The organism is Mycobacteroides sp. H003, from assembly GCF_001440135.1.
Taxonomy (GTDB): domain Bacteria; phylum Actinomycetota; class Actinomycetes; order Mycobacteriales; family Mycobacteriaceae; genus Mycobacterium; species Mycobacterium gwanakae.
Genome location: NZ_LJYL01000009.1, coordinates 146,453 through 159,440 on the forward strand (window position 1 = coordinate 146,453; position 12,988 = coordinate 159,440).

General features: G+C 63.2%; 10 protein-coding genes and 2 pseudogenes. 6 read left to right on the forward strand and 6 right to left on the reverse strand.

Annotated elements, in window-relative coordinates:
• Positions 1 to 23: 23 nt before the first annotated feature.
• Together AOT87_RS01000 and AOT87_RS01005 are read right to left on the reverse strand one after the other, a co-directional pair.
• On the reverse strand, positions 24 to 2,894 hold the full coding sequence (locus AOT87_RS01000) for an MMPL family transporter (protein WP_057968832.1): 2,871 nt from the start codon (positions 2,892 to 2,894) through the stop codon (positions 24 to 26).
• Positions 2,891 to 3,334: an MmpS family transport accessory protein gene (locus tag AOT87_RS01005; RefSeq protein WP_057968831.1), complete on the reverse strand. Its 444-nt coding sequence runs from the start codon at positions 3,332 to 3,334 to the stop codon at positions 2,891 to 2,893. The genes AOT87_RS01000 and AOT87_RS01005 overlap by 4 nt, the downstream gene beginning before the upstream one ends.
• A 65-nt stretch (positions 3,335 to 3,399) precedes the next feature.
• On the opposite strand from AOT87_RS01005, the gene AOT87_RS27450 reads away from it, so the two are divergent.
• Positions 3,400 to 4,014, forward strand: a complete 615-nt coding sequence (locus tag AOT87_RS27450; protein WP_057970343.1) for a TetR/AcrR family transcriptional regulator — start codon at positions 3,400 to 3,402, stop codon at positions 4,012 to 4,014.
• On the opposite strand, the gene AOT87_RS01010 is transcribed toward AOT87_RS27450, so the two are convergent.
• On the reverse strand, positions 3,901 to 5,289 hold the full coding sequence (locus tag AOT87_RS01010; RefSeq protein WP_057968830.1) for an HNH endonuclease signature motif containing protein: 1,389 nt from the start codon (positions 5,287 to 5,289) through the stop codon (positions 3,901 to 3,903). The two genes, AOT87_RS27450 and AOT87_RS01010, sit on opposite strands and share 114 nt — an antisense overlap.
• Positions 5,290 to 5,392: 103 nt before the next feature.
• Between AOT87_RS01010 and arsC the strand changes: the two genes are divergently transcribed.
• Entirely contained in the window at positions 5,393 to 5,734 is a 342-nt protein-coding gene (gene arsC / locus AOT87_RS01015; RefSeq protein WP_030094406.1) for an arsenate reductase (glutaredoxin), read from the forward strand.
• 279 nt (positions 5,735 to 6,013) lie between these two features.
• Here arsC and AOT87_RS01025 read toward each other — a convergent pair.
• Positions 6,014 to 7,221: pseudogene (locus tag AOT87_RS01025) on the reverse strand (FUSC family protein); the annotation flags it as partial.
• Positions 7,222 to 7,314: 93 nt separating this feature from the next.
• On the opposite strand from AOT87_RS01025, the gene AOT87_RS01030 reads away from it, so the two are divergent.
• From AOT87_RS01030 to AOT87_RS01045, 4 genes and pseudogenes are all read left to right on the forward strand, one after another.
• On the forward strand, positions 7,315 to 8,205 hold the full coding sequence (locus AOT87_RS01030) for a LysR family transcriptional regulator (RefSeq protein ID WP_030094409.1): 891 nt from the start codon (positions 7,315 to 7,317) through the stop codon (positions 8,203 to 8,205).
• Between the two features lie 156 nt (positions 8,206 to 8,361).
• A complete protein-coding gene (locus AOT87_RS01035; protein ID WP_030094410.1) occupies positions 8,362 to 9,546 on the forward strand; it encodes an NAD-dependent formate dehydrogenase in 1,185 nt (394 codons plus the stop codon).
• Positions 9,547 to 9,690: 144 nt separating this feature from the next.
• Positions 9,691 to 10,146 (forward strand): annotated as a pseudogene (locus AOT87_RS01040) (DUF4345 family protein).
• A gap of 10 nt (positions 10,147 to 10,156) precedes the next feature.
• Positions 10,157 to 11,437, forward strand: coding sequence for an acetyl-CoA C-acyltransferase (locus tag AOT87_RS01045; RefSeq protein WP_057968828.1), 1,281 nt, complete (start codon positions 10,157 to 10,159; stop codon positions 11,435 to 11,437).
• A gap of 68 nt (positions 11,438 to 11,505) precedes the next feature.
• Here AOT87_RS01045 and AOT87_RS01050 read toward each other — a convergent pair whose 3' ends face one another.
• Positions 11,506 to 12,279 carry a mannan-binding family protein gene (locus tag AOT87_RS01050; protein WP_046252670.1) on the reverse strand — a complete coding sequence of 258 codons (774 nt, stop codon included), beginning with the start codon at positions 12,277 to 12,279 and terminating at the stop codon, positions 11,506 to 11,508.
• 20 nt (positions 12,280 to 12,299) lie between these two features.
• Positions 12,300 to 12,977: a hypothetical protein gene (locus AOT87_RS01055; protein WP_046252671.1), complete on the reverse strand. Its 678-nt coding sequence runs from the start codon at positions 12,975 to 12,977 to the stop codon at positions 12,300 to 12,302.
• Positions 12,978 to 12,988: the final 11 nt, after the last annotated feature.

A 12,988-nucleotide genomic window follows, 5' to 3' on the forward strand; every position in this document is an offset into this window, starting at 1 on the left:
TCGCAGAACCGGCCAGGTATGCGCTATGTGCCCACCGAGATCGGTCCGGTCGCGTCATCGGGTGCGACTGGTTTTGGCCCAAAGGGTTTGGGAGTTGGACGCGTGCGCACGTTGAGGGGCCACCAGAACCAGCGGCCCAGCATGGTGGCGATCGCCGGGGTCAAGAACGACCGCACCACCAGGGTGTCGAACAGCAGGCCGAGGCCGATGGTGGTACCGATCTGGCCGAGCACGCGCAGATCGCTGAAGATGAAGGACGACATCGTTACCGCGAAGACCAAGCCCGCGGCGGTGACGACGCCGCCGGTGCCGGCGATGGCGCGGATGATTCCTGTCTTCAGGCCCGCGCCCGTTTCCTCCTTGAATCGGGATATCAGCAGCAAGTTGTAGTCTGCTCCGACCGCCAGCAAGATTATGACGGCCAGCGGGAAGATGACCCAGTACAACGGAATGCCGAAGATGTACTGCCACACCACTACTGACATCCCGAACGATGCGGCCAGCGACAGTGCGACGGTCCCCACGATCACGAGTGCCGCGACCAGGCTGCGGGTGAGGAACATCATGATGAGCAGGATGAGGCCGAGCGAGGCCAACGCGGCCATCAGCAGATCGTATTTCTGGCCGTCGGCGATGTCCTTGTACGCCGAGGCGGTTCCCGCCACATAGATCTTGGCGTCAGCCAATGGTGTTGCCTTGACGGCATCGAAGGCCGCATCTTTGATCGCGTCAATGTGTGCGATGCCCTCGGAGGTCTGCGGATCCCCTTGGTGAGTGATGATCATGCGCGCGGCCTTGCCGTCCGGGGACATGAACAGTTTCATGCCGCGTTTGAACGCGGGGTTATCGAATGCCTCCGGTGGCAGGTAGAAGGAATCATCATTCTTCGCATCATCGAAGGCCTTGCCCAACTCTGTTGCGGTGCGGGTGGATTCCGCATTCTGCGTATTGGTGCCGTTGTTGATGGCGTAGTTGGACTGGGTCAGGTCGCGGTTCTTCTCCTGTATCTCGATCTGGGGCGGAATGAGATCCACGAGTTTGGGCTGCAAAGCGTCGAGTTTGTTGAGGCTTCCGGTGACGGTTTGGAGTGCGTCGACGAGTTCGTCAATACCGTCCAGCGCGTCGAAGACCGATCTCAGCGCCGCGCAGAAGGGGATGTCAAAGCAGTGCGGCTCCCAGTAGAAGTAGTTGCGTATGGGCCGGAACTGGTCATCGAAGTTCGCGATCTTGTCCCGCAGGTCCTGTGCGACCGCCACGGTCTGCTGGAATCCCTGGGTTTGTTCATGCGTGATGGCCGCACTTTGTTGTTGAAGTGCCAGCTGCTGTTTCAGCACGGCGATGGTCCGCGTCATCTGATCGGCCTGTTGGGACAGATACAGGGCCTGGTTCTCCTGCTGCGAGAGATTCATCAGCTGGCTGGCACTTGATGCACTGATCTGAAAGGGAATAGAGGAGTGGGTGATCGGTGTACCGAGCGGGCGGGTGATCGATTGGACCAGGGCCACGCCGCGGGCATGTAGAACGGATTTGGCGACGCGTTCCAGCAAGACCATTCCCGCGGGGTTACGCATATCGAAATCGGTTTCGATCATCAGAAGCTCGGGGTTCAGGCGTGCGACGGAGAAATGTCGCTCGGCGGCGGCGTACCCCACGTTGGACGGAACCGAGCCCGGCATGTAGATGCGGCCGTCGTAAGTGGTTTTGTACCCCGGCAATGCGAGCAATCCAACAAGCGTGACGACGCATGAGACGACGAGAATAGGTCCGGGCCAGCGCACGATTGCGGTGCCGATACGGCGCCAGCCGCGGGTACGCATCGCGCGTTTGGGGTCCAGCAGCCCGAAACGGCTTCCGATTACCATCACGGCCGGTGCCATGGTGAGGGCCGCCGCCAATGTCACCAACACCCCGAGCGCTGCGGGCAGGCCCAGAGTCTGAAAGTAGGGCAACCGTGTGAACGACAGGCAGAGCAATGCGCCCGCGACCGTGAGACCCGATCCGACGATCACGTGCGCGGTGGACTTGAACATCGTGTGGTAGGCGGCCAGACGATCCTCACCGGCCGAGCGTGCCTCTTGGTAACGGCCGACGAAAAATATCGCGTAGTCGGTACCGGCGGCAATGGCGAGCATGGTCAGCAGATTCGTGGCATATGTCGAGAGGCCAATGACGCCCGTATGTCCCAGTGCTGCAACGATTCCGCGGGCCGCCGACAGTTCCACCAGGACTGTTACCAGAACCAGTGCCGTGGTGGTGAGTGATCGGTAGACGACCAGCAGCATGATCGCGATAACGGCGAAGGTGATGATCGTGACTTGGGCGGAACCTGCGTTACCTACCTCGAACTGATCGGTGATGGTGGGAGCCTCACCGGACACGTAGGCCTTGACCCCGTCTGGAGCTGGTGTGTCAGCCACAATGCGACGCACGGCGTCGACGGACTCATTGGAAAGCGCCTCGCCCTGATTACCGGCGACATAGACCTGTACGTAGGCGGCCTTGCCGTCCTTGCTCTGGGAGCCGCCTGCCGTGATCGGATCGCCCCAGTAGTCGGCGACGTGCTGCACGTGCTCGCGGTCATCCTTGAGTCGCTGCACCAGTGTGTCGTAGTACTGATGTGCTTCCGCGCGAAGGGGTTTGTCGCCCTCGAGTACAACCATCGCCGAACTGTCCGAGTCGAACTCGTTGAAAACCTTGCCGATATGCCTCATCGCCAGTGTCGACGGCGCATCGGCGGCGTTCAGCGGGGCAGACCGTTCTTCACCCACCACCTCCAATTGGGGCACGGTGGCGTTGGTCACCGCCGCGATGGCCACCCAGAACAACACAATTGGCACCGCGAGCCTGCGGATGATCCTCGCTGCCCGCGATTCTTGGGCGTGACCGGCGCTCATGCGGACTTGTCCAGGCAGGTGGTGTAGCCATTCACGATGGTGACAGTCCTTTCGTCTTTGACGATGCCGTCGACGGTGATGCGGCAGCCCGTCACGTCACCACTGCCCTGTGCGCGCAGGTCGGCGAACAAGGTGGGGTCGTTGGTCACGAGCTCGTGAGACCAGGGCAGGGCGGCGTTGTCGACGCGATGAGGCTGAGCCATCTCATCGAGGAAGTTGACGGTGGCGGTGCTCCCCGGCGTACCGAAGACCTCGAGAAGGACGCGTTTGGGGTTGTAGTTGGTGTTCTCCATGGCCTCGGTGCCAGGACGTGACAGTTCGATGTTTGAACCGAAAATGCCGTGCAGCCGTGTCACTCCGAAGGCCACTACCGCCACTACGGCCGCCGCGACGATGAATGTCCACCAGCGTTTGAGGAAACTCCAGAACCAGCCCTGCACCAGCGTCCACGCCCTCTCGATAGTCGCTGACCGACTTGTGTAGAACGGTACGGTACCGTACTCCCATGACGAATGGCGTGTCAACGGGGTTGACTAAGGTGGCGAAGAAGCGACAGGCCTCCCAGTGGACGCCGCGCGAGGTGGAGCTGCTCGCTGTCACCCTGCGACTGCTGCAGCAGCATGGGTACGACCGGCTGTCGGTCGACGAAGTCGCCGCGGAGTCGAAGGCGAGTAAGGCGACGATCTATCGGCGTTGGCCGTCGAAAGCGGAACTGGTGCTGGCGGCCTTCATCGAGGGAATGCGTGCGCAGCTGATCCGGCCGAATACCGGTTCGCTACGCGAGGATCTGCTGCAGATCGGGATGAACGCGCTCGCTGACGTTCGGCGCAATACGCCCGTCATGCGTGGTCTGCTGATCGAAATTGAGCGAAACCCAGACTTGACCAAGGCATTTCGGACGAAGTTCATCGATCAGCGCAAGTTGTTGCTCGATGACGTACTTACCGCAGCTGTGGAACGCGGCGAGATCGAGGCAGCCGCCATCAATGAGGAGCTTTGGGATCTATTACCGGGGTACTTGGTGTTCCGTTCGTTGATGCCCGTGAGATCGCCGACGGCCAACACCGTTCGCACCCTGGTGAACGACGTCATCATGCCCAGCCTGACCCGGAAGCTCTGAAGCACCGATCTCTGGTTGTGGTGGGGGTATCCATTCGGTGGTGCCGTCGGTGTGTTTTCGGGTGGTCCAGCCGTGGTCGAGGAGGCGGTGATGCGGTGCACAGGCGAAGGTGAGGTTGTCGATGTCGGTGCCACCGCCGGCGGCCCATTCGCTGATGTGGTGGGCTTGGCACAGGTATCCGGGGGTGGTGCAGTGGGGGTGGGTGCAGCCGCGGTCTTTGGCGTGCAACACGATCCGCTGATCTGCTGAGGCGATGCGTTTGGAGCGTCCTAGGTGCAGGGGGCGGCCGTTGTCGTCGAAGATGCTCAGGTAGTGGTGGGCGTGGGTAGCCATGCGGATGACATCGCGCATGGGTAGGCGAGTGCCGCCGCCGGTGATCGCGATCCCGGCGGCATCTTCGATCTCGGCGAGTGTGGTCGTGACGATGACGGACACCGGTAGGCCGTGGTGTGAGCCCAGGTCGCCGCTCGCCAAGGTGGATCGCAGGCAGGCCCGCAGGGCGTCGTGGTGGCGTTGGGCCGACGATCGTCGATCACTTTCGGCGGCTTCGGGTGTGGGTTCCCCATCGACCACTGGTGTTTGGTCGTTCGGGTTGCACATGCCGGGTGCGGCCAGTTTGGTGAACACCGCATCCAGGTAGGCGCGGGTTTCCGGATCCAACAACCCGGAGATCGGTGACATGCCGTCGAAGCCTTGTTGTCCGATGCTGATCCCACGGCGGCGTGCCCGATCGGTATCGCAGAACTGTCCGTCCGGGTTGAGCAAGGCCATCATGCGGTCGGCGCCCACCCGGAGGTGCTCGGGCCCAAACTGTGCGGCCATGGTGGCCAGTTGTTGTTCGGCGGCCTCACGGGTCGGCGCATCCACCACCACCGGCAGCTTGTCGAAGAACTGCCGCACGATCCGCACGTGTTCATCCCCGATCTCACCCCGGGCAAAGGCCGCAGCCACATTCGGCAATACGGGCGCCAACACCTCGCCGGTCACCGCCCGTCGGGGCGCCAACTGTTCGGCATCGGCGATCCGGCGTCGGGCCGCACCCTTGCTGATATGCAACCGCCGCGACAACACGTCGGCATGCGAGGTACCGCCGAGTTCGACCGGTGAGGCTTGGGTAATCACCCTCGGAACTAATCCCAGCCCGGCGGCTCCGAGCCGACGTTGCACCACCTCCAACCGGGCCAACACCACCAACGTCTCAGCAGCGCTCAACGCATCGACCGCATCAGCACAGAAGGCATCAACCGCCGCCTCCAACACTACAATCGAATACATGTTCGAACACTAACTCTGCCCACCGACAAGTGGCTCGGGTGATGTGACACCAGAAACCCTTGTGACAGAAGAGATCTATCGGGGCTACCTGTAGGTTGAATGCGTGGACGCGACGATTTACCACAATCCCAGGTGTACGAAGTCTCGACAGGCGCTGACACGTCTCGAGGAGGCGGGCGCCACCGTGACCATCGTGAAGTACCTCGATGATGTACTCACCAAGGCGCAGCTGAAAAAGCTGATCAAGGACGCGGATCTCACTGTGCGTGAGGCGGTGCGCACCGGTGAGGCCGAATACAAGGAACTCGGCCTTGCGGACGCCTCCGACGATGCACTTCTTGACGCCATGGTTGCGCATCCCCGGTTGATTCAGCGTCCGTTCGTGGTGACTGCCAAGGGCACTCGCATGGCACGCCCGACCGAGGCCGTCGACGAAATTCTCTAGACCGGATGTCCTGATTCCGAGCACATCTGGCACGCAACGACCGGTTTGATGAATTGGCTTGTTGGCACGATGGCCCATATGACTCCAGAATCTGCCAACGGCGGTCTCGCGGGTGCGCTCCGGGGCCTGGCCATCGGAAGGATCGTGTTGGGCGTCGTCTCCCTGGCTGCGCCCAACGTGCTCGCCAAGGCCAGCCGCGTCTCCGGGACACCCGAACTGGTCTACATGACAAGGATATTCGGTGTTCGCGCGATTGCTCTCGGTCTCGGCTACCTGACCTCGCCCACCTCTGAGCAATTCCGGTGGCAGCGGCTCGCGCTGATGGTCGATGTCACCGACACCGTGCACGGCACCGCGCATCTGATCCGAGGCGACATTCCTCGCGTCAGTGCTGCCGCGTTGGTAGTGCTGACCGGCGGTTACATGAGCGTCGGTGCCACTCGTCTAGCCAAGGATCTGGCGCGGGTCTAGCGGCGCCTGGCATGCCGTCTGCCTACCAGCGCGGCGGCTGTCACCCCGGCGGCGACGCCGATCACGGTGTCCAGGCCGCGGTACAGGATCAGGGTGAACGGATCTGCGGGGTCGGCTAATTCGGTCATCAGCATCACCAGCGGAGTGAAGAAGCCAACCGTCAGCGCGTAGTGGCGAGCCATAAACAGCTCGGTGGGGAACAGGAGCGCAATCACCAGTGCGCCTACCCCGACAGCCGGAAGACTCAGCGTCATAAGCACTCCGGTGAGTATCAGGCCCGCTACGGTTCCCGCGGTCCGGTGGGCTGCCCGCGCCAGCACTCCCTGAAGTGCTCGATCTGACGGCCGTTCGACGTCGATGGCGGATAGTGGTACGGCAGCGGCGGCCATCGCCCAGTTGGCGTGATCGAAGCCCAGCAGCACTCCGGTCCCGCCTGCCGCGGCGACCGCCAGCGCGTAGCGCAGCGCATGCATGCCGACATCGGGCGGGAGGCGACGACGCTTCACACGCGGCGTCGGGGTCTCGCCCGATGATCCGATCAGACCGATCAGAATCGACAGCAATGCCGTCGACAGGCACAGTCCGATGGCGCCCAGCGGGGCGATCAGACCCGCTGGCACGGTGGCCGTGGCGCCTGTGGCGAAGAGGAAGAAGAAGGGCCCCGTCGGCCGCAGGCGTAACGCGTCGGCCACCACCGATCCGGCCATCGCGAATGTCACCTCAACCGCGACCAGCATCGAGGTTCTGGCATGCAGCGACGAAAGCATCACGCCGAGAGCGACTCCCACGCAGAGGAGAGTCCCCGCCTGGATCTGGTGACGTGCTCGGCGCCAGCCGGATTCGGCGCGGCCGTAGATTCCGGCAAAAGAACCGAAGACGATGTACACCAGTAACTCGGGCCGTCCGAAGACCAGCAGCACCACCCCGGGGAGAGCCAAACCTGCGCCTACCCGGAGTGCGTGCCGGTGATCGTGGCGATCCGGACGGGTGTGCTCCCAAGCCTTGGTGGTGATGATGGCAACCAGTGTGTGAGTTCAGCACTGGATCTGTCCAAGAGACATTGCCGCTGAGCTGATAGGCGGTACCGATCGCTGGTGGTAGAACGAGTTATGCAGTTCCGTCAGCTTGAATATTTCGTGGCGCTGGCGCGGGAACGACACTTCGCCCGCGCTGCGTCGGCGTGCTACGTATCCCAGCCGGCGCTGTCGGAGGCCATCCGCAAGCTCGAGCACGAACTGGGTGTCCCGCTGGTCCTGCGGGGGTCAAACTTTGAGGGCTTGACTCCGGAGGGAGAGCGCCTGGTCCTTTGGGCACGAAGGATTCTCGCCGACCGTGACGCGCTGGAGCATGAGGTGACGGCCTTGCGCAGCGGACTCACCGGTGAGCTGCGGTTGGGTGTGGTGCCCGGGGCAGCCACTCGTGTGGCGCTGATGGCCGATGCTTTCTGTGCTGAACACCCGCTGGTGCGGGTACGGATCGAGTCCAGCCTGCGCTCCACGGAGATCCTGGACCGTATCCGCCGGTTCGAACTCGACGCGGGTGTGGTCTACGACGACGGGTTGCAGACCGAAGGGCTCGAGCTAACCCGGCTTTACGAGGAGCGCTACGTGCTGGTGGCGGGCGAGGGGTTGCTGCGTGACGCCCCCGACCCGATCGACTGGTCGGAAGCGCTAAGTCTACCGATGTGCTTGTTGCACAAGGGTATGCGCGACCGCGATCGCATCGATGAGGCTGCTGCCGAGCATGGACTCGCTGTATCGCCTCGCCTGGAGGCTGATTCCGTCGCGACACTGCTGGCCCTCGTCGGGACCGGCCGCTGGGCGGCCATCGTCGCACGGACCTGGTTCGCCACCGTACCTGCGCCGGCAGGTGCTCGAGTCGTGGAGCTGCAGGCACCGCGTCTTGGCTCACCGGTCGCGCTGGTGCGTACTGCGGGTGAGCCCGCGTCTCTCTTGGCGCGCGCACTGGCGCAGACGGCGGCACCGCTCGACCAGCCCTGATCGGCTCTGCCTATTGGGCGGTCGGAACTTGGTCTTGGACACCTCGCCACGGCGCGCCGGACACTGAAGATGCGTCGAAACGAACGCGTCGGATGACTGGAAAGCCATCTGCATCAAGAGAACTGGCGGCCATACGACCGCCGTGGAGGAGTGGTCATGGCGAAGATCTTGTGTGTGCTCTACCCCGACCCGGTGACGGGTTATCCGCCCGTGTACGCCCGGGATTCGATCCCGGTCATCGGCGGCTATCCCGATGGGCAGAGTCTGCCTACCCCGTCGGCTATCGATTTCACCCCGGGCGAGCTGCTGGGATGCGTGTCCGGGGAACTTGGCCTGCGGCGTTACCTGGAGGCGCAGGGGCACGAGCTAGTGGTTACCTCCGACAAAGATGGGCCCGACTCGGTGTTTGAGAAGGAGCTGCCCGACGCCGATGTGGTCATCTCTCAGCCCTTCTGGCCCGCATATCTCAGTGCGGAGCGAATTGCCAAGGCGCCCAAGCTGAAGCTGGCATTGACGGCGGGAATCGGCTCGGACCATGTTGACCTGGATGCTGCGATCAAGGCGGGTATCACCGTCGCCGAGGTGACGTACTGCAACAGCATCAGTGTGGCTGAGCATGCCGTCATGCAGATCCTGGCACTGGTGCGCAATTACCTTCCGTCGCACCAGTGGGTGGTCGACGGCGGCTGGAACATCGCCGACAGCGTTGAACGCGCCTACGACCTTGAGGGATTCGATGTCGGCATCATCGCGGCAGGGCGCATCGGACAAGCAGTAATGCGTCGGCTCAAGCCATTTGACGTGCGGCTGCACTACTTCGACACTCGTCGATTGCCTGCCCATGTGGAGCAGGAGCTGGGGCTCACCTATCACCCAGACGTGCACTCCCTGGTCAGCTCTGTGGACATCGTCGACATCCATGCCCCGCTGCAGCCACAGACATATCACCTGTTCGACGCAAACCTGATCAATTCCATGCGGCGCGGTTCGTACATCGTGAACACCGCGCGTGCCGAGATCACGGTTCGCGATGCGGTGGTCGATGCATTGCGTAGCGGACAGCTGGCCGGTTACGCCGGCGACGTCTGGTACCCGCAGCCGCCTGCCCCCGATCATCCATGGCGCACCATGCCCCACGAGGCGATGACGCCGCATGTCTCCGGCACCACGCTGTCGGCGCAGGCCAGGTATGCGGCCGGTACCCGGGAAATCCTCGAAGACTTCTTTGAGCGCCGGCCCATCCGTGACGAATACCTGATCGTCGAGGGCGGCCAGCTGGCCGGAACCGGAGCCAAGTCCTACACCGCGGATGGCTCGGCCAGTCCCGGCGCCGGCACCTAGCCGACGCGTGGGCCGCTGTCGGGGACGGATTTCCTGACAGCGGCCCGCGTTCGCATGCACTCCAACACCGACTGGCATGGATCCTGCGGGATCTGGCACCGATTGGCAGTGTCAGGGCCGCGTCATCCTGGCAGCATCGCCTCCATGAGTCACAACGCGTCACTGCGCAAAGCGGCAGCCGGTTTTTATGCGGGAATCGGCATCTTCGCCCTCGTGAAACCCGCACTGGTGCCGCAGATGTTCGGCGGCGACGCACCCACCAGTGAATCCCGCACCGAGGTTCGCGCCGTCTACGGAGGGATCCCCCTGGCCTTCGCGCTGGCTCTGGCGCAGGCCGGTGATGATGGCCCGCGATCAGCGGGTCTTCGTGCCGCTGTTCGTTACGCCAGCTATGGCATGGGCCTGACGCGGTTGTTGTCCGGCGGGTTCGAACGGCGAGTGCAGCCCTGGCCCACAGGGTTTTTCGCCGCGCTGGAAATCGCTGCGGGCGCGGCACTCACCGAGCGGCCTAATACCTGATGCGACGTGGGGGCCATGGCGCAACCCGGGCCGATTTACGAACCTAGTACCCGTGTAAACAAAGAACTGACTCGCGAGTAAGCTCGCGGCCATGACCGCACCTGCTCAGCGTCGCGCCGTCATCGTCGCGGGCGCGCGCACTCCCTTTGTCCGTGCTTTCGGTGACTTCACCCGCATCGACACCATCGCATTGGCCGACGAGGCCGTGCGTGGTCTGCTCGACAACACCAAGATCTCCTCGAACGAGATTGAGGCCATCGTCTGGGGCGGGGTGATCCTGCCTGCGGGTGCGCCGAACATCGCTCGTGAGATCGCACTCGATCTCAAGCTTGGGCACGGCGTCGAGGGACACACCGTCACCCGTGCGTGTGCCTCCGGCCTGCAGGCCATCACCACGGCGGCCGCCGCGATCGAGCGCGGTGAGTACGACGTGATGATTGCCGGCGGTTCCGACTCCACATCCAATGCCGGAGTCAACTTGCCGCAGAAGCTCATTCACGCGGCCGCCCCGCTGGCGCTGGGTAAGCCCAAGCCAAAGGACTACCTCGACGCCGCTCTGAGCCTGGCGCCGTTCACCGGACTGCTGCCGCGGCGGCCCAAGATCGAAGAGCGGACTACTGGTGAGGTGATGGGGGAGTCCGCCGACAAGATGGCCAAGATCCACGGCATTACCCGCGAGGCACAGGACGAGTTCGCGGTGCGCTCGCACCATCGCGCAGCTGCCGCCATCAAGTCGGGACGCTTCGACCGTGAGGTAGTGCCCGTCAATGGCGTCACCCGCGACGGCCTGGTCCGCGAAAACACCAGCGTCGAGAAACTCGCAACGCTCAAACCGGTGTTCAATCGCGACGGCACGGTGACCGCGGGTAACGCCAGCCCGCTGACCGACGGCGCCGCCGCAGTGCTGCTGATGAGCGAGGAGAAGGCGCGGGCACTCGGCCTGCAGCCGCTGGCCGCCATCCGGTCCTGGAGCTATGTCAGCGTCGACCCGGCCGACGAGGTGCTCATCGGGCCCGCCATCTCCATGCCGCGAGCACTGGAGAAGGCAGGATTGACTCTTGCCGACATCGACTACGTCGACATCCACGAAGCCTTTGCCGCGCAGACTCTTTCGGTGCTGGAGGCCCTCGGTTCCAAGAAATGGGCGGCCGACCGGCTCGGGCGCGCCGAGGCCGTGGGCACACCCGATATCGACAAGGTGAATGTGCACGGCGGCTCGGTATCAATCGGCCACCCGTTCGGCGCCACCGGCGCCCGCATGGTCACCACCATGGCCAACGAGCTCGCGCTCAGCGGGAAGAGCACGGCGCTGTTGGGCATTTGCGCGGCCGGTGGCCACGGCGCCAGCGCCGTACTTGAACGCGTGGAGTAATCCTCCTAAGACGGAAAATGCCCGCCTACAAGCGTTGTCGCTCGTAGGCGGGCATCACCCATTGCGTTCTAGCCGCCGTACCCGGGCTTCAGGATCGGGGCGATGGCGCCAATCGGGATATGCGCTTCCACAGTGCCGCCATCCATCGAGTACACCCGCTGGCCGGGGGAGTAATCGATCGGGTAGTCGTGGGCGACTGGGTAATCCGGCATGTAGATGATCAGCTCGTCCGGTGTCAGCGCCCAGGCCTTGTACGCGCCGGAATACACCTTGTCCGGAGTCCACCGGTCGGGCGTGAACGGATAGGTCTGTGGGGTGTGCCCCGGCGCGGCCCGATCCAGTGCCTCGATGATGAACGGCTCGGCGATCGGCGGGATGGCGTTCAGATCGCCGCCCTTGAGAATATCGGCGAGCACCAGGCGCCTACCGCCGTCGTAGTTGAACGTCCGGTAGGCGTTGTTCACCTGCGGGCCGTTGGCGTGGTAGTCCTCGTGAAACACGATCGATGTGGTGCTGCCGTGGTTGAAGATCTGGAAGTTCTCCTCGCCATAGCTGTCCTGAATCATGTCAGCGCCCTTGGCTTTCCAGTTGTTGTACAAGTTGCGCAGGTACTCACGGATAGCGGGGTTGCTGTCCACCAACTCAGGGATGGCGACCTTGATATCGCGATCTGCCTTACGCGGCGAGGTCACCACGGTGTGGCAGTAGAGCCCGTCGAAATTGCCGCCGAGCTCGCCGCAGAAGGACTGCGCCGACGCCGACGCCAACGGCGCGCTGCTGATCGCCAGCGCGACGGCACACGCCCCGGCAACTCCTCGGACCAAGAGTTGAGAAATCCGCATGATGACCTTTCCTGGCCGACCTAGAGGTACGTCAGGTCGCTTGCGAGCCAGCGACCGTCGATCTTCACCATCGTGATCTTCATTCGATTCTTGTCGACACGTTGATCACGCACATTAACGTTCTTGACGCTCTGATCGACCATCATCAGTATCACGACTTTGTCCGTGGACTTGGACTCGATTGCCGAGTTCACGACTTTGCCCTCTGCTCCCGACTTGTTGTCGATGAGCAGCTGCCGCAATTGGATGCTTGCCTGGGTGAAATCGTCCTTGAACTTGCCGGTGGCTCCGTTGAGGATCTGCCGGAAGTTCTCGTCGATCTTGTCTGACTCGACGCTGGTCAAGACCTCTGTGTAGGCGACCGCGACGGCCTGTGCCTGCTCTCCGGCCGCATCGATCTGGTGCTGTCTCCACACCTTCATGCCCACGACACCCGAGAACACCAGAGCCCCGACCAGGATTGCCGCGAAGGCTCCGATCGCGGCATAACGCACCCACGACGACGTTCCGGAAGAATCCGCATCGTCGTCGGCCTTGGGTGCGTCCGAATCAGACTCTTCTGCCGCGTCGACGTCGTCGGCCTCGTCGGTGTCGGTCGGGTCGGTTTCCGCGGAAGTGTCCGCGGCGTCTTTCTCGTCGACCTTGTCCGCCTCGGCGTCGCTTGTGGAATCGACGTCATCTTTGGTCATGGTGACCACGGTAGTAGCTC

Excerpts from the sequence above, each read along its gene's own strand:
- AOT87_RS01000 (WP_057968832.1), bottom strand. The coding sequence starts at position 2,894 with ATGAGCGCCGGTCACGCCCAAGAATCGCGGGCAGCGAGGATCATCCGC.
- AOT87_RS27450 (WP_057970343.1), top strand. The coding sequence starts at position 3,400 with ATGACGAATGGCGTGTCAACGGGGTTGACTAAGGTGGCGAAGAAGCGA.
- AOT87_RS01010 (WP_057968830.1), bottom strand. The coding sequence starts at position 5,289 with ATGTATTCGATTGTAGTGTTGGAGGCGGCGGTTGATGCCTTCTGTGCT.
- AOT87_RS01030 (WP_030094409.1), top strand. The coding sequence starts at position 7,315 with ATGCAGTTCCGTCAGCTTGAATATTTCGTGGCGCTGGCGCGGGAACGA.
- AOT87_RS01035 (WP_030094410.1), top strand. The coding sequence starts at position 8,362 with ATGGCGAAGATCTTGTGTGTGCTCTACCCCGACCCGGTGACGGGTTAT.
- AOT87_RS01045 (WP_057968828.1), top strand. The coding sequence starts at position 10,157 with ATGACCGCACCTGCTCAGCGTCGCGCCGTCATCGTCGCGGGCGCGCGC.
- AOT87_RS01050 (WP_046252670.1), bottom strand. The coding sequence starts at position 12,279 with ATGCGGATTTCTCAACTCTTGGTCCGAGGAGTTGCCGGGGCGTGTGCC.